Origin of the sequence: Pseudomonas maioricensis, from assembly GCF_022790535.1 — a bacterium.
Taxonomy (GTDB): domain Bacteria; phylum Pseudomonadota; class Gammaproteobacteria; order Pseudomonadales; family Pseudomonadaceae; genus Aquipseudomonas; species Aquipseudomonas maioricensis.
The window spans coordinates 54,691-71,585 of record NZ_LOHG01000006.1; the positions used below are offsets into that span (position 1 = coordinate 54,691).

General features: G+C 57.7%; 15 protein-coding genes. 3 read left to right on the top strand and 12 right to left on the bottom strand.

Features of this window, described 5'->3' with window-relative positions; translation table 11 throughout:
* Nucleotides 1–19: 19 nt before the first annotated feature.
* Complete coding sequence (locus AUC61_RS11265; protein WP_243246106.1) at nucleotides 20–799, bottom strand: sulfite exporter TauE/SafE family protein; 780 nt, start codon at nucleotides 797–799, stop codon at nucleotides 20–22.
* Nucleotides 800–987: 188 nt separating this feature from the next.
* Here AUC61_RS11265 and xseA point away from each other — a divergent pair, with 188 nt between their 5' ends.
* The 3 genes from xseA (at nucleotide 988) to leuA (ending at nucleotide 5,273) form a co-directional block, all read left to right on the top strand.
* A complete protein-coding gene (gene xseA, locus AUC61_RS11270; protein WP_243246529.1) occupies nucleotides 988–2,367 on the top strand; it encodes an exodeoxyribonuclease VII large subunit in 1,380 nt (459 codons plus the stop codon).
* 6 nt (nucleotides 2,368–2,373) lie between these two features.
* On the top strand, nucleotides 2,374–3,210 hold the full coding sequence (locus AUC61_RS11275; RefSeq protein WP_243246107.1) for a peptidoglycan DD-metalloendopeptidase family protein: 837 nt from the start codon (nucleotides 2,374–2,376) through the stop codon (nucleotides 3,208–3,210).
* 392 nt (nucleotides 3,211–3,602) lie between these two features.
* Complete coding sequence (gene leuA, locus AUC61_RS11280; RefSeq protein WP_243246108.1) at nucleotides 3,603–5,273, top strand: 2-isopropylmalate synthase; 1,671 nt, start codon at nucleotides 3,603–3,605, stop codon at nucleotides 5,271–5,273.
* Between the two features lie 88 nt (nucleotides 5,274–5,361).
* On the opposite strand, the gene AUC61_RS11285 is transcribed toward leuA, so the two are convergent.
* From AUC61_RS11285 to rlmN, 11 genes are all read right to left on the bottom strand, one after another.
* Nucleotides 5,362–5,784 carry a FlxA-like family protein gene (locus AUC61_RS11285; RefSeq protein WP_243246109.1) on the bottom strand — a complete coding sequence of 141 codons (423 nt, stop codon included), beginning with the start codon at nucleotides 5,782–5,784 and terminating at the stop codon, nucleotides 5,362–5,364.
* 127 nt (nucleotides 5,785–5,911) lie between these two features.
* Nucleotides 5,912–6,703 (bottom strand): amidohydrolase, encoded by a 792-nt coding sequence (locus AUC61_RS11290; RefSeq protein WP_243246110.1) that lies wholly within the window; start codon nucleotides 6,701–6,703, stop codon nucleotides 5,912–5,914.
* Nucleotides 6,691–7,839, bottom strand: a complete 1,149-nt coding sequence (locus AUC61_RS11295) for a pyridoxal phosphate-dependent aminotransferase (RefSeq protein WP_243246111.1) — start codon at nucleotides 7,837–7,839, stop codon at nucleotides 6,691–6,693. The genes AUC61_RS11290 and AUC61_RS11295 overlap by 13 nt, the downstream gene beginning before the upstream one ends.
* A gap of 255 nt (nucleotides 7,840–8,094) precedes the next feature.
* A complete protein-coding gene (gene der / locus AUC61_RS11300) occupies nucleotides 8,095–9,567 on the bottom strand; it encodes a ribosome biogenesis GTPase Der (RefSeq protein WP_027902635.1) in 1,473 nt (490 codons plus the stop codon).
* Nucleotides 9,568–9,694: 127 nt separating this feature from the next.
* Nucleotides 9,695–10,846 carry an outer membrane protein assembly factor BamB gene (bamB, locus tag AUC61_RS11305; protein WP_243246112.1) on the bottom strand — a complete coding sequence of 384 codons (1,152 nt, stop codon included), beginning with the start codon at nucleotides 10,844–10,846 and terminating at the stop codon, nucleotides 9,695–9,697.
* Nucleotides 10,839–11,480 carry a YfgM family protein gene (locus tag AUC61_RS11310; protein WP_243246113.1) on the bottom strand — a complete coding sequence of 214 codons (642 nt, stop codon included), beginning with the start codon at nucleotides 11,478–11,480 and terminating at the stop codon, nucleotides 10,839–10,841. Before AUC61_RS11310 ends, bamB begins: the two co-directional genes overlap by 8 nt.
* Before the next feature lie 39 nt (nucleotides 11,481–11,519).
* Entirely contained in the window at nucleotides 11,520–12,809 is a 1,290-nt protein-coding gene (hisS, locus tag AUC61_RS11315; RefSeq protein ID WP_243246114.1) for a histidine--tRNA ligase, read from the bottom strand.
* A gap of 22 nt (nucleotides 12,810–12,831) precedes the next feature.
* A complete protein-coding gene (gene ispG, locus AUC61_RS11320) occupies nucleotides 12,832–13,941 on the bottom strand; it encodes a flavodoxin-dependent (E)-4-hydroxy-3-methylbut-2-enyl-diphosphate synthase (RefSeq protein ID WP_122665298.1) in 1,110 nt (369 codons plus the stop codon).
* 3 nt (nucleotides 13,942–13,944) lie between these two features.
* Nucleotides 13,945–14,934, bottom strand: coding sequence for a RodZ domain-containing protein (locus AUC61_RS11325; RefSeq protein WP_243246115.1), 990 nt, complete (start codon nucleotides 14,932–14,934; stop codon nucleotides 13,945–13,947).
* Nucleotides 14,934–15,692: a type IV pilus biogenesis/stability protein PilW gene (pilW, locus tag AUC61_RS11330; protein WP_243246116.1), complete on the bottom strand. Its 759-nt coding sequence runs from the start codon at nucleotides 15,690–15,692 to the stop codon at nucleotides 14,934–14,936. The genes AUC61_RS11325 and pilW overlap by 1 nt, the downstream gene beginning before the upstream one ends.
* Nucleotides 15,693–15,718: 26 nt before the next feature.
* The gene (gene rlmN, locus AUC61_RS11335) at nucleotides 15,719–16,867 is read right to left on the bottom strand and encodes a dual-specificity RNA methyltransferase RlmN (protein WP_243246117.1); all 1,149 of its coding nucleotides are present in this window, start codon (nucleotides 16,865–16,867) and stop codon (nucleotides 15,719–15,721) included.
* Between the last annotated feature and the right edge of the window lie 28 nt (nucleotides 16,868–16,895).

Here is a 16,895-nt window from a genome sequence, read left to right on the forward strand (position 1 = left end):
GGCTCAGGTCAAGTCAGAGTCAATGTGCAAAATAGCGGCCGATGAGCACGATACCGCTGACCAGCACCAGCCAGGTGACCAGCCTGACGAACGTTTCCCGCGACATGCGCAGGGTCAACCGACGGCCGATCCACGATCCCAGCGCCATGGCGGGTAGCAAGCACAACGCCAGAAGCAGCAGCGGAATTTGCGCATACACCCCGGCAATCAGAAACAGGCCAAGGCGCACGACAGTGCTGCAACTGATCAGCGCACTTTGTGTGGCTCGCACCTGCTCTTTGGATTCAAGTCGGCTGTTCAGGTAGATCGCATATAAAAAGCCACCACTCCCGAACAACGCACCGAACAGCCCGCCGACCGTCCCCATCGGAATCGCCCAACCTGCGGCCAGTTGCGTCGGCCTTGCTTTGACCGCCAAGGTATAAAGCGCATAACAGGTGATGAACACGCCCATTAACAGGAGAAGCAGATCGGACTTCAGGTTGAGCAGAAATACCACGCCAAGGCTGCACCCTACCGCCATGCACGGCAGCAGACGTACGAGCTCGGACTTGACCACCGACTGACGCGAAGTCAGCAGATTGCCAAATGCAGCGATGAAATCCAGCAGCACCAATAAAGGAATGATCTGCGACAGCGGCATGAAGTTGATCAGGATCGGACCGGCGACCAACGCGGTGCCGAAGCCTGCGATGCCAAAGATTATATAAGCCGCAACGATACCCGACACGATGAGCAGCCAGTTCAGGGGCGTGAAGCCCAGTTGGGTGAAGGCTTCGATGACATTGATGTTGCCCATTGATCTTCTTCCTTGAGCTTCGCCTGAATCTAATGCATTTCCTGTAGGAGCGCACGAGCAGCGCGAGGCCGCGATTGCGGCGTATCAGGCAGACCACCATCGCGGCCTCACGCTGCTCGTGCGCTCCTGCTGGGACAGATAAATTTCCCGCCGTGCGCTTGTTGCGCATTGCCTTTATCATGCCCGTCATGATTAAAGACCCCTTCGCAAGACTCGGCCTCGACCGGGAAATCCTTACTGTCAGCCAGCTCAACGGCCGCGCCCGGGTGTTGCTGGAGGATGTGTTCAGCAATATCTGGGTCGAGGGGGAAATCTCCAATCTCTCACGCCCGGCGTCCGGTCATGTGTACTTCACGCTGAAGGACTCCGGGGCTCAGGTCCGTTGCGCACTGTTCCGGCAGAGTGCAGCGCGGGTCCGCCAGGCGCTCAAGGATGGTTTGCAGGTCAAGGTACGCGGCAAGGTGTCCTTGTTTGAAGGTCGCGGCGACTACCAGTTGATCCTCGACACAGTGGAGCCCGCCGGTGACGGCGCGCTGCGTCTGGCCTTCGATGCGCTGAAAGAGAAGCTCAGCGCCGAAGGCCTGTTCAGTGCCGAGCGTAAAATCGCCCTGCCCCTTCACCCACAACGCATCGGCATTATCAGCTCGCCGACTGGCGCCGTAATCCGCGACATCATCAGCGTTTTTCGCCGCCGTGCACCTCAAGTCGAACTCACGTTGATTCCTACTGCCGTTCAGGGCCGCGAAGCCATCAGCCAAATCGTCCGCGCCCTCAAGCTGGCGGATGCGCGTGGTTTCGACGCACTGATTCTGGCCCGTGGTGGTGGTTCGCTGGAGGATCTCTGGTGCTTCAACGAAGAAGCCGTGGCCCGTGCCATTGATGCCTGCGTAACGCCAATCGTCAGCGCCGTCGGTCATGAAACCGATGTCTCGATCAGCGACTTCGTGGCTGACGTACGCGCGCCAACGCCTTCCGCAGCGGCCGAACTGCTGGCGCCCGACTCCAGTGACCTGCATCGCCGTGTGGATAACCTGCATCGTCGACTGGTCAGCCGTATAAAAGACAAGCTGATGCGCGAGCGCCTGCGTCTGGAAGGCATTTCCCGTCGACTGCGCCACCCTGGTGAACGTCTACGCCAGCAAGCGCAACGTCTGGATGATCTGGACATGCGCATGCGTCGTGCATTCGCGCAGCAAACGCACAAGCGACAGGTCAGACTTGCACACCTGGAAAGTCGCCTGGCCGCACAGCATCCGGGCCGGACGCTGGCGTTTCTGCGCCAGCGTCTGGACGTTCTGGCCGAGCGTTTACCCAAAGCAATGCGCGATGCGCTGAAAACCCGCCGCCTGCAATTGCAGACCCAAGTGCAAACCCTGCACGTGGTCAGCCCGCTGGCGACGCTGGGACGGGGCTATAGCATATTGCTCGACGAGCGCGGCCACGCGATTCGCACTGCTGCACAAACCCGAACCGGCCAGCGGCTAACCGCGCGACTTGGCGAAGGCGAACTGCAAGTGCGCGTCGAGGACAACCACTTGACGCCTGTCACCCTTTCTCTTCTGGATTGAATACTGATGCTGCGTTTTATCGCCCCGCTCCTCGCTGCTTTTCTGTGCCTGCCTGCCCACGCTGACAGTTACATCACCCGCCTGCTGAACAAGCCGGTGCCTGGGGGCGTTGCAGTGGTCGATCTGGGCAATGCCGCACAAGCGCCAAAAGCCACGTACGACGGCAAACCAGTGCTGGTGGTCAAAGAACAGGGCGTGCGCTGGCTGGCAATAATTGGCGTTCCGTTAACGGTAAAACCGGGCACTCAGCAACTGGTCGCCAAAGATGCCAGCGGCAGCCGCACCCTGAACTTCGCGGTCGGTAGCAAGAAATACCCCGAACAACGTATCACCCTGAAAAACCAGAGACAGGTCAATCCAAACCCGGATGACCTGAAGCGTATTGACGGTGAGCTGGCCGAGCAGCTAAAGGCCTATCGCAGCTTCAGCCCAGGCACACCGAGCAATCTGGCGCTGGACAAACCGGTAGCTGGCCCGCTCTCCAGTAAGTTCGGCGTGCGCCGTTTCTTTAATGGTGAAGAGCGCAACCCGCATTCCGGTCTGGACTTCGCTGTTCCGGCAGGCACGCCAATCAAGGCCCCTGCTGCCGGTAAAGTGATCCTGACCGGTAATTACTTCTTCAACGGCAATACCGTGTTTGTTGACCACGGCCAGGGGTTCATCAGCATGTTCTGCCACATGTCGAAGATCGACGTGAAGGTCGGCGATGCAGTCCCTCGTGGCGGTGTTGTCGGTCGTGTGGGTTCAACCGGTCGCGCAACGGGTCCGCACATGCACTGGAACGTCAGCCTTAATGACGCACGGGTTGATCCGGCGATATTCATCGGCGCGTTCCAGCCGTAAATAGAAAGTTTTTTGCAGGAGCTGCCGCAGGCTGCGAAGCGATGGAGCAGGCAAAACCGTTTCGCAGCCTTCGGTAGCTCCTGCAATCAAACAAAGCCAAGCAATAAATAGTTCATCCCCCAGAGATTCGAGCTATAAAAAACTACAAAAAACAGATTTAAGAGAACTTATCTCAATTTTTTTCAAGTGCTTGCCAACTTTCACCTCAATGAGTACGGTTGGCCTTATGAAAACCTCTCAAACCCTCATTCTGTTGCGGCAACATCGCTGTCTCAGCCTGGTCAGTGCACGACTGCCAAGCTAGATCGCTGTGCCTCACCCCGCCTCTCGCGTCATCGGTTGGCCGCCTTCTCCCGGCCCATACAAAATAAGTACCCAAAGGATTCGCTCCAATGCCAATGCTCAAAGATCCCTCGCAGAAGTACCGCGCTTTTCCGACCATCGACCTGCCTGACCGCACCTGGCCTTCAAAGACCATTACTGCGGCGCCGATCTGGTGCAGCTCGGACCTTCGTGACGGTAACCAGTCGCTGATCGAGCCAATGGATGCGGTGAAGAAGCTGCGCTTCTGGAAGACTCTGGTCGCCGTAGGCGTGAAAGAAATCGAGGCATCGTTCCCAGCGGCTTCACAGACCGACTTCGACTTCGTACGCACGCTGATCGAAGAAGGCCACATCCCGGACGACACCACTATTCAAGTGCTGACCCAGGGCCGTGAAGATCTGATTGCGCGCACCTTCGAATCCCTGCGCGGCGCCAAGAAGGCAATCGTTCACCTCTACAATGCCACCAGCCCTTCCTTCCGTCGCATCGTCTTCAATCAGGACAAGGCTGGCGTAAAAGAAATCGCGGTCAGTGCAGCCAAGCTGTTCGTGAAGTACGCCGCAGAGCAGCCTGACACCCAGTGGACGTTCGAATACTCCCCGGAAACCTTCAGCGCGACTGAGCTGGAGTTCGCCAAGGAAGTCTGCGACGCGGTCATCGAAGTCTGGAACGCCACGCCTGAGAACAAGGTCATCCTCAACCTGCCCGCCACGGTTGAAGTCGCCACCCCGAATATCTACGCCGACCAGATCGAATGGTTCTGCCGCAACATCAATCGTCGTGACAGCGTGATCATCAGCCTGCATACCCACAACGACCGTGGCACCGGTATCGCTGCGACCGAGCTGGGCCTGATGGCTGGCGCAGATCGCGTTGAAGGCTGCCTGTTCGGTAACGGCGAGCGCACCGGCAACGTGGACCTGGTGACCGTGGCGCTGAACATGTACACCCAGGGCCTGGACCCGCAGTTGGACTTCTCCGACATTGATGGCGTGCGTAAAGTCGTCGAGGAATGCAACCAGATCCCGGTCCATCCCCGTGCCCCTTACGTGGGCGACCTGGTTCACACCGCGTTCTCCGGTTCGCACCAGGATGCAATCCGCAAAGGCTTCGCCCAACAGAAAGACGACGCTCTGTGGGAAGTGCCTTACCTGCCAATCGACCCGGCAGACATCGGCCGCAGCTATGAGGCGGTGATTCGTGTCAACAGCCAGTCCGGCAAAGGCGGCATCACTTATTTGCTGGAACAGGAATACGGCATCTCTCTGCCGCGTCGCATGCAGATCGAGTTCAGCCAGGTGGTTCAGGGTGAAACCGATCGCCTCGGCCTGGAAATGAGCGCCCAGCAGATCTACGCGCTGTTCAAACGTGAATACCTGCAGGCCAACAAACCTTATGCACTGATCAGCCATCGCCTGCAGGAAGAAAACAACACCAGCGCAGTGGATGCCGAAGTCAGCGTCAACGACGAAACCCAACGCTGGAAAGGCAAAGGCAACGGCGCGCTCGAAGCGCTGGTATCAAGCCTGCCGGTTGGCGTGGAAATCATGGATTACAACGAGCATGCGATCGGCGCCGGTACCACCGCCAAAGCAGCTGCCTACATCGAACTGCGAGTCAACGGTGATCGTGCGGTCCACGGTGTCGGGGTTGATGAAAACATCACCACGGCAAGCTTCAAGGCACTGTTCAGCGCGCTGAACCGCTCGCTGAGTCAGGCTGAAGCGAAAGCCGCCTGACCCGCCAGGCGCTGCACCTGTAGCGGCGCCGGACGAACAAAAAAGGCCCTGAAGTGAAAGCTTCAGGGCCTTTTTGTTTGCGCGAGAATCAGGCTGTCGTGTTTACATTGCCCTTCATCACAGTCAGCAACGCTGCCTGCAAAGTCGCCAACTGAGCCTGGGTAGCGGAAATCTGCTGCTGGATAGACATCACCTGCTGAGCTTTTTCCTCTTCAGAACCCTTGCTGTTCTGCGCCGCAGATAGCTGCTGTTGCTGACGCAGGAGTTGCTTCTGCACGTCTTTGATCTGTTTCTGGATCCGCTCGATCTGTTCTTCAGCAGGACTCGACGGAGCAGCAGCGCCCGCTTTCGCATCGTCCCCCGTCTGATACACATTGCCACGAAGGTTCACATCAACCGAAGTCACCTCACCCGACTTGGTGTCGGACGCTTTGGAGTCTGTGCTGGTTTTGATTGCAGCCGTAAAACCGCTGGAATACATGCCAAGCGAGCTTGTATTGATGGTGGTCATGGTCAACTCCTGGATTGATACAGCGATATCGGCCGTATCTATCAAAACTTCAGCTACTCGATGAAATATTCTGAAACACGTGTTTCAGCAACCGAAACGACGACGCTTCGGGACGTACGACGCGCAGTTAGCGAATCTCGAATGTATCGGCGTCGAGATGAGCCGGAAACTTTGTCCTGTAAGCCGCGAGATCCGCAGCGTTCAACGACACCTCAAAAACGCCGTCAGCCTCTCCGGCGTTGAACAGGCTCTCTCCCTGGAAATCCAGCACCTGACTGTCACCGGTATAAGCGAAGCCTTTGCCGTCGGTGCCTGTGCGATTGACTGCGGCGACGTAACACAGGTTTTCAATGGCCCGTGCCGGGAGCAGTCGATTCCAGTGCATGCGTCGGGCGCCCGGCCAGTTTGCGGTGTAGAGCAACAGATCGGTGTGCTGCCCGTCACGGCTCCAGACAGGGAAGCGTAAGTCGTAGCAAATCAACGGACGTATACGCCACCCCTTGAGTTCGAACTGCACTTGCCGCTCGCCAGGGCTGTAATGCTCGTGCTCACCCGCCATGCGAAACAGATGGCGCTTGTCGTAATGCAGCAGCTCACCGTCGGGACGAGCCCACAACAGCCTGTTGCGGTGACTGCCATCAGCATCCTTGACGATGACGCTACCGGTAATCACCGCGTTGAGCAGCCTGGCCTGTTCAAGCATCCATTTGGATGTGGGACCTGCTTCTTGCTCGGCGAGGGTTTCAGACGCCATGGAAAAGCCCGTGGTGAACATCTCCGGCAGGACCACCAGATCAGCGCCCTTGATGGGAGCCAGGAGCATGGCGAAGTGTTCAAGATTGGCCTTGCGGTCATGCCAGACCAGTGAAGTCTGGACCAACGCCACATTCAGGTTGGGTAGTTCACTCAGATCGCGCATAATTTTTCCGCTGCCTGACGCAACGTCTCCTCACGCTTGGCGAAGCACAGCCGGATCAACCGCTGGCCTTCAGGTGGTTTCTGGTAGAACACCGAGACAGGAATACTTGCCACGCCATGCTCACGCGTCATCCACAGCGACATCTCCACGTCGTTGAGGTCCGGTCGGATTTGCGCGTAATTCACAAGCTGAAAGTAGGTACCGCCAACACGATCAAACGTGAAGCGCGAGCCCTGTAATTGATCGCAGAAGAAATCACGTTTGGCCTGATAGAACCCAGGTAGTTCTTCGACGTGCTCAGGGTGCTCGGCCATGAAATCCGCCAGTGCCCATTGCAATGGCGTGACGCCACAGAAACTGACGTACTGGTGAACCTTTCGCAACTCGGCGCTCAATGCTGGCGGCGCAACCACGTAACCGGTTTTCCAGCCTGTGACGTGATAGGTCTTACCGAACGAGCTGACCACGAAGGCGCGCTGGTACAACTCTTCGTGGCTCAGGATGCTGACGTGCTGAACACCATCGAATACCAGGTGCTCGTAGACCTCGTCGCTGACAAGGTAGATATCACGCTCGGCGATCAGCGCAGCCAGTTGATCCAGTTCGGCACGGCTGATCAAAGCGCCACTCGGGTTATGCGGGCTGTTGAGGATGATCATCCGGGTGCGGGGGCTCAGCGCATCACGCAGTTTCTGCCAGTCGATGGAGAAGTCGTTTGCGTCCAGCTGCACGTGAACACAGCGGCCGCCTGCCAACTCAACCGAGGGCTCATAGCTGTCGTAGCAAGGATCAAAAACGATCACTTCGTCACCCGGACGAATCACGGCCTGGACCGCACAGAAGATCGCCTGGGTAGCGCCCGGAGTAATAGTTATTTCAGTTTCAGCGTTGACCTGGCGGCCATAGCTGCGCGCAATCTTGGTGGCGACCTGCTGGCGAAGCGCAGGCAAACCGGTCATTGGTGCGTATTGGTTGTGCCCTTCAGCGACGTGACGGCTCAGCGCATCGCGCAGCGCCTGAGGACCATCGAAATCGGGGAAACCCTGGGACAGGTTGATCGCGCCCGTCTCGGCTGCGAGCTGAGACATGACGGTAAAAATAGTAGTGCCAACATTGGGCAACTTGCTGTCAATCATTGGGCCTGTTTCCTGCTCTACGCCCGGCTCGACGGCGGCTCGGGGTCAGGCAGGATAGCCCATAGCGCGCGCATAAAAAAAGGCGCTATTAGCGCCTTTTCCTGAGAAAGCTTTGTACCCAATCCGCGGGACTGCGCAGGCTCTGTGGGAGCCGGGCTTGCTCGCGATACAAGCGACGCGGTTTGAAAGCAGACCGCATCATCGTTTTTCGCGAGCAAGCTCAGCTCCCACATAAGCCCTGCGCAGGCAACGCTATCAGCGCTTGTCTCTACGTTTCTTGTCGGCTTTCTTGTGGTGCGACATCATCCGACGCTTCTTGTTGACCTGACGGTCTGTCAGCGTGTTCTTGTTACCCTCGTAAGGGTTCTCGCCGCCTTTGAACTCGATACGGATCGGTGTACCGACCAGTTTGAGCACGCGGCGGTAAGTGTTTTCCAGATAACGAACGTAGGACTTGGGTACTTTCTCGACCTGGTTACCGTGGATCACGATCAGCGGCGGGTTAGCACCACCCAAGTGAGCGTAACGAAGCTTGATGCGACGGCTACCCACCATCGGTGGCGCGTGCTCGCTGACCGCATCTTCAAGAATCTGCGTCAGGCGGCTGGTCGGCCAGCGAGTTACAGCGGACTTGAAGGAGTTCTGCACCGACTGGTACAGGTTGCCAACGCCCGTGCCGTGCAGCGCCGAGATGAAGTGAATGTCAGCGAAGTCAACGAAGAACAACCGGCGTTCAAGCTCGGTCTTCACGTAATCACGTTCGCTCGGGACCATGCCGTCCCATTTGTTCAGGGCGATAACCAATGCGCGACCGGCCTCAAGGGCGAAGCCCAGCAGGTTCAAGTCGTGGTCAACCACACCTTCGCGAGCGTCCATGACAAAGATCACCACGTTGGCGTCCTTGATGGCTTGCAGGGTTTTCACCACCGAGAACTTTTCAACTTCCTCGTGGATCTTGCCGCGCTTACGCACACCGGCCGTATCGATCAGGGTGTACTTCTCGTCGTTGCGCTCAAACGGGATGTAGATGCTGTCACGCGTCGTGCCCGGCTCGTCATAAACGATAACCCGGTCTTCACCCAGCATACGGTTGACCAGCGTCGACTTGCCGACGTTAGGACGACCAATTATCGCGATCTTGATGCCATCCTTTTCACTCGGACCCGGAATGCGCTTGGCTTCCTGGCCTTCAGCGACCACTTCGGCTTCGCCTTCCTCGTCCTCTTCCCCTTCGTCTTTCGGGAATTGGCTGAGGGCGATTTCCAGCATCTGGCTGATGCCGCGACCGTGAGCACCGGCTACCGGAATGGCATCGCCCATACCCAATGGAGCGAACTCGGCGCGGGCCATTTCAGGGTCGATGTTGTCGACCTTGTTGGCTACCACATAAGAGCGCTTGCCACGTTTGCGCAAGTGCTCGCCGATCATCTGGTCAGCTGCAGTGAAACCGGCTTTGGCATCAACAAGGAACAGCACGACATCGGCTTCTTCGATAGCCAGCAGTGACTGCTCGGCCATCTTTTCGTCCATGCCGTGTTCGTCACCGGAAATACCGCCGGTGTCGATCAGAATGTAGGAGCGCCCTTGCCACTTGGCCTCACCGTATTGGCGATCACGGGTCAGACCGGACAGATCGCCGACGATGGCGTCGCGAGTCCTGGTCAGGCGGTTGAACAAGGTGGACTTGCCGACGTTCGGTCGACCCACCAGGGCGATTACGGGAACCATGCGGCTCTCCACTTCGTTATTTCAGAAAATACAAAAGCCGCTGCAGGGCAGCGGCCGGAGTTCGGGACAGCACTCAGAGTGCTGCAGACCCCGCCGAAGCAGGGTCCTGATCAAGCATAGACATCCATTACTTGATCGTCAGGGCTTCCAGCTTGCCGCTGTTGCCGTAGACGTAAATCATGTCGCCAACCACCAACGGACGAGCACGCAGGCCGTCACTGTCAATGCGCTCGCGGCCCACGAAACGACCATCAACCTGGCTCAACAGGTGCAGATAGCCTTCCATGTCGCCGACGGCTACATAGCTGGAAAACACTTCCGGCGAACCCAGCTGACGACGGGCCAGCGCTTCGTTACTCCACAAGGCAGAGGATGAACGCTCATCGATACCCTCGACGGTGCCGGAGGCCAGGCTGGCATAAACACTACCAAAGCCCTGGGCTACGCCAGAGTAACTCGATGCATCGCGCTGCCAGATCACACGCCCGCTTTCCAGCTCAAGACCGGCAACCCGGCCCTGATAGGTAGCGACGTACAAAGTACCACCGGACAGCAGCAAACCGCCGTCGATATCAACGACGCGATCCAGCTCCGAGCGACCTTGAGGAACAGCGACACGTTGCTCCCAGACCGGCACGCCGTTGGAGGTGTCCAGTGCAACCACTTTACCGGTCGACAGGCCAGCCACCGCCAGGCGGTTGGTTACGATCGGCGCACCGGTACCGCGCAGGGTCAGTACTGCCGGAGTGCTTTCGTAGATCCAGCGCTGGTTACCGGTCGCTGCATCCAGGCCGACAATACGGTCATCCTGGGTCTGAACCACGACCACATCACCGTTGGTGGCAGGCGGAGCCAGCACTTCGCTGGTCACGCGAGCACGCCATTTTTCTTCACCGGTGCTGGAGTCCAGAGCGACGACTTCGCCTTTCAGGGTCCCCACCATGAGCATGCCGTAACCCACGCCAACGGCGCCGGATACACGCAACTCAAGATCTTTTTCCCAGATGACCTTACCGTTCATTCGGTCCATCGCGACGATGAAGCCTTCAACGTCGCTGGCGAAGATACGGTCGCCATCAATGGCCGGAACCAACATGTTGTAGGTTTCGCCCTGGCCCTCACCGATAGAGCGGCTCCACTGCTTCTGCAGCACGACTTCTTCTTTGAAGTCGGTCAGCTCGGCCGGTGGCAATTCCTTTTTGCTGTTGCTGCTGCAACCCGCGGCCAAAATGGCCAGAGCCAGCAATGCTGCATGTTTCCAACGGATCACGTCACGCATCCCCTTTGGCCAAGTCGTCGAGCTTCATTTGTAAGCCACCTACGGCCGCTTCTTCAGACAGCGCGGATTTGGCTTTTTGGTATGCAGCATGGGCCTCGTCGGTACGACCCAGCTGTACCAGCAGGTCGCCCTTGAGTTCTTCACGGCTGGCCAGGAATGCCTTTTCGGCATCGCCGTCGAGCAGCTTCAACGCGTCGTCAGCCTTGTTCTGTGCAGCCAATACGCGAGCCAGACGCTGGCGGGCGATTTCGCCCAACGTGTCGCTGGCAGGCTTGTCGGTGACCAGCTTCAACTCGGCCGCAGCATCATCGAGTTTGCCGTTGTCGACAGCCACCTTGGCTACGAACAGGCTGCCGTATTGAGCGTAGGCAGAACCACCAAACTCGTTTTTGAGCTTGTTGGCGATATCAGCAACACGGGCCGTATCAGCCTGGCCACTCGGCGTAAGGGCTGTTTCCAGCAACTGCTGGTAAAGCGCCGAAGCACCTTGCGATTGATTGCTTTCGTATCTGGTCCAGGCCTGCCAGCCAAGCACCACTACCAGCGCCAGCAAACCGCCCGTCACCAGGGGTTTACCATTACGCTGCCACCAGTCCTTCATTGCCGCCAGTTCATCATCTTCAGTACCTGACACCCCAATACTCCTATTCGCTAAATCGGCTGTAAATCAGCTTCAACCCTGCACAACGCAGGAGGCCAGGTGCTCAGACAGAGCATCCCAGGCAATATTTTGTTGTTCACCCTGACCACGCAGGGGTTTGACGCCGATGATCTGCTGCGCCAGCTCCTCTTCCCCAAGGATCAACGCAAACAGCGCACCACTCTTGTCGGCTTTCTTGAACTGACTTTTGAAACTGCCAGCTCCCGCGTTTACCTGCAAGCGCAGGTTCGGCAGTTCATCACGCACACGCTCGGTCAGCGCAAGTGCTGCCAGCTCCGCCGCTTCGCCGAAGGCGCACAGGTACACGTCAACCTGACGGGATATCTCCTCAGGGACCTGCTCAAGTGTTTCAAGCAGCAGCACCAGACGCTCGATACCCATGGCGAAACCGACGCCACTGGTAGCCTTGCCACCCATCTGCTCGACCAGACCGTCATAACGGCCGCCCGCGCATACAGTGCCTTGGGCCCCCAGTTGATCGGTTACCCACTCGAAAACGGTTTTGCTGTAGTAATCGAGACCACGAACCAGCTTCGGATTGATCACATACGGAATACCCGCAGCATCCAGACGCGCCTTGAGGCCTTCGAAGTGGATGCGAGACTCGTCGTCCAGGTAATCCGCCAGTTTCGGCGCATCGACCAGTAGGGCCTGGGTTTCAGGGTTCTTGGTGTCGAGTACGCGCAAAGGGTTGGTTTTCAGGCGGCGCTGGCTGTCTTCATCCAGTTCAGTGAGGCGTGCTGACAGGAACTCGACCAGCGCATCGCGGTAACGCGCTCGCGCCTCGCTGGTGCCCAGGCTGTTGAGTTCGAGCTTGACTGCGTTGCGGATACCCAACAGGCCCCATAGACGCCAGGTCAGGACGATCAGCTCTGCGTCGATGTCCGGACCATCAAGGTTGAACACTTCGACACCGATCTGGTGAAACTGACGATAACGGCCTTTCTGTGGACGCTCGTGGCGGAACATCGGACCGATGTACCACAGTTTCTGTACCTGACCGCCACCGGTGATACCGTGTTCAAGCACCGCACGCACGCAGGCTGCCGTGCCTTCCGGGCGCAGGGTCAGAGAGTCACCGTTGCGATCGGCGAAGGTGTACATCTCTTTTTCGACGATATCGGTCACTTCACCGATGGAGCGCTTGAACAGATCGGTGAACTCCACGACAGGCATGCGAATCTGACGGTAACCGTAGTTATCCAGCAGACGCGAGACAGTGCCTTCGAAGTGACGCCACAACGGGGTCTGATCGGGCAAAATGTCGTTCATGCCACGAATGGCTTGCAGAGACTTACTCACAAAAAATCCTTAGCAATTCTGTTTAGCCGCGCGCGATAAGGGCTGCGTCAGCTTCGACCTTTTCGGCCGCTTTCTGGCGAATCAAGCGTTCCAGCTCATCCACCAGATTGTCATTGGTCAGCTTCTGTGCCGGCTTGCCGTCGATGTAGATCAGGTTAGGCGTACCGCCCGTCAGACCTACATGCGCCTCTTTGGCTTCACCAGGCCCGTTAACCACGCAACCGATGACCGCAACATCCAGCGGCACCAGCAAATCCTCAAGCCGCCCTTCCAGTTCGTTCATGGTCTTGACCACATCGAAGTTCTGCCGCGAGCAACTCGGGCAGGCGATGAAGTTGATTCCACGAGAGCGAAGGCGCAGCGATTTAAGGATGTCGTAGCCGACTTTCACCTCTTCGACCGGATCAGCGGCCAGCGAGATGCGGATAGTATCGCCAATTCCTTCGGCGAGCAGCATACCTAGGCCCACTGCCGATTTCACCGTGCCTGAACGCAGACCACCCGCCTCGGTGATACCCAAGTGCAATGGCTGGACAATTTCCTTCGCCAGCAAGCGATAGGCTTCGACGGCCATGAACACATCGGAAGCTTTGACACTGACCTTGAAGTCCTTGAAGTTCAGACGCTCGAGGTGCTCGACGTGGCGCAGAGCTGATTCTACAAGCGCCGCTGGCGTTGGCTCGCCGTACTTCTTCTGCAGATCTTTTTCCAGCGAACCAGCGTTGACGCCAATGCGAATCGGAATACCACGATCACGAGCGGCATCGACCACAGCCTTCACCCGGTCTTCGCGACCGATGTTGCCCGGGTTGATACGCAGGCAATCGACACCCAGTTCAGCAACCCGCAAGGCAATCCGGTAATCAAAGTGAATGTCGGCAACCAGCGGGACCTTCACCAACTGTTTGATACGACCGAAAGCCTCAGCGGCGTCCATATCCGGTACCGAAACCCGGACGATGTCCACGCCAGCAGCTTCAAGACGATTGATTTGCGCAACCGTCGCAGCGACATCATTAGTGTCACTGTTAGTCATGCTCTGCACCGCGATAGGCGCATCGCCGCCTACCGGTACCGAGCCCACCCAGATTTTCCGGGATTCGCGACGCTTGATCGGAGATTCACCGTGCATGACTTATTGTCCCAGCTTCAGGCGAGCAGTTGCGCCAGTGGTGAACGGAGCCACATCGACTGACATGCCGTTGTAGCTGACCTGAGCGCCAGCTGCCGCCCCCAGGCGCACATTGAGAGGTGGCTTGCCATTCACGTCCAGAGTGTCGCCCTTGCGCTTCAAACCGCTGTACAGAACCTTGCCACCAGCGTCGGTGACCTGAGTCCAGCAATCAGCGATGAATGTGATGCTCAACTGGCCAGCACCGGCAACCGGAGCTTCAGTAGCGACAGCAGGAGCAGCCGGTGCAGGAGCAGCAACCGGAGCTGATGGCGCTGGAGCGGTCGCAGGCGCGCTGTGCGTCGGCGAAGCTGCAGGAGGCGTAGTCGACGACGGGGTTGCAGGCGTCTGAACCGGGGCCTGAGCAGGTGCCTGTGCTGGCGGCGTAGAAGGATTCAGGGCCAGAGGCGCCGAGTCGGACGTTTGCGCTTCAGCAACGGCCTGATCTTCAGGCTCGTCCAGCGGATGAATCTGGGTGGTGCCATCAGCGCTTTCAACTTCAACGTGCTCAAGGCTCAGACCTGCGTCCTTGCCACGCAAGGACGTCTGATCCTGCCACCAGAAGAAACCACCACCAACCAGCACAATCAGCAACAGCAGGCTGACGATTCGCAGAATATTGTGGGAAAGGCGCACCGGTTCTTCGATACGACCCAGGGCATGCACCGAACTGCCCGCGCTGTCTGTACCGGTGTACTGATCGAACTGGGTGACCAGTGCGGCCTGATCCAGCTCCAGCACCTTGGCGTATGCGCGCACATAACCGCGGGCGAACGTATGACCCGGCAATTTTTCAAAGTGGCCAGCCTCGAGGTTACTCAACGAGGTTACGGTGAGATTCAGCCTCAGGGCGACGTCTGGCAGCGACCAGTTTTTACTCTCACGAGCCTGACGCAAGGTATCGCCAGGATTGACGCGAGTGGCTGCTACGACTTCGGGATGCACCGCTTTCATCATTGCTCCGACAGGTATTGCTGATATTCCGGCGTACCGGGATAGAGTCTTTTGAGTTGCAGGCCAAAACTGGCTGCCTTGTTGCGATCTTCGTAGATTTTTGCCAACCGCGTACCGAGCAATAGACTACGTGCATTTTGCTCGCTCAGTTGGCTAAACCGGTCGTAATAATCACGCGAGGGCACATAATGCCTGTCTTCGTAAGACAACTCAGCCATTTCCAGCAATGCGCGTGGCAATTGACGATCCATGCGCAAGGCTTTGGTGAAATGAGCAGCGGCAGCTTCGCGGTTACCCAGCATAACGGCAGTCATGCCCAGATTTTCGAATACCCGCGAACGCTCAGGATAAAGGTTATCGGCGGCAGCTTGCTCAAAACGCTCATAAGCCTCTTTGTAGCGCTTCTGCTCGTAAAGAAAACTGCCGTAATTGTTGAGGATACGTGCGTCGCCCCGGCGCGAGGACAGCGCTTTCTGGAAATGCTGATCAGCCAGCTCGGGCTCCATCTCGACCTGGAAGACCAGAGCGAGTGCGGCATTGGCATCCGCATCGGAACTGTCCAGCTCAAGCGCCTTTTTCAATGGCACCTTGGCCCGCTCAGTCTGCCCCTGTTGCAGATAGCCAATACCCAGCTGTACATAAGCCTGACGTGCAGCGTCGCGACCTTTGCTGGTGCTCATCGGATCGACATTACCCGTGGTCACGCAACCAGCCAGCGCGGTCAAAAAGCAGAGCAGCAAGGCGGCACGCACGGACATTGAGATTCTCTCGGCCAGGTTCGCGATCAGGTTCGAGTCGCGGCGCTTTGAGCCACACTCGCCTCGCTACTCAATTCACGTACAGCGATATAACGCTCGCTGCGGCGTGTTCGGTCCATGACCTGCCCTACCAACTGACCACACGCGGCATCGATATCTTCACCCCGAGTGGTGCGCACCGTGACGTTGTATCCAGCTTGATGCAGTTGGTCCTGGAAGCGACGAATCGCATTGTTGCTTGGACGCTCGTAACCAGAGTGCGGGAACGGGTTGAACGGGATCAGATTGATCTTGCAAGGCGTGTCCTTGAGCAACTCGATCATCTCAACGGCGTGCTCGACCTTGTCGTTGACGTCCTTGAGCAGGGTGTACTCAATGGTCAACACGCGCTTTTCACCCAGCGTCGCCATGTAGCGACGGCAGGATTCGAGGAGCATTTTCAACGGATACTTCTTGTTGATCGGTACCAACTGGTTACGCAACGCGTCGTTAGGCGCGTGCAGCGACAACGCCAGCGAAACATCAATGTGCTCAGCCAGCACGTCGATCATCGGTACCACGCCGGAGGTGGATAGAGTCACCCGGCGCTTGGAAATGCCATACCCCAGGTCATCCATCATCAGATGCATGGCGGCAATGACATTATCGAAATTCAGCAGCGGCTCACCCATGCCCATCATCACCACGTTGGTGATGGCACGGTCGACGGTAGCCGGGACGCTGCCAAAGGATTTGTTGGCAATCCACACCTGACCGATCACTTCGGCGGCGGTGAGGTTGCTGTTGAAGCCTTGTTTGCCGGTAGAGCAGAAACTGCAATCCAGCGCACAGCCCGCCTGGGACGAAACACACAAGGTGCCACGCTTGCCCTGAGGGATATAAACGGTTTCGACGCAGCTGCCGGACGCCACACGAACCACCCATTTACGGGTGCCATCGCTGGAGATGTCCTCGCTGACGACTTCAGGACCGCGAACCTCAGCACAGGCCTTGAGCTTTTCACGCAGGGCCTTGCCGACATTCGTCATGGCGTCGAAATCATCGACGCCAAAGTGGTGAATCCACTTCATGACCTGACCGGCACGGAAGCGCTTCTCCCCGATTGAATCGAAGAATTTTTCCATTTCCGGCTGGGTAAGACCCAACAGGTTTGTTTTGCCAGTCGTTGCAATCATGAATTCACCCTTCACTCGTTAGTCCAGG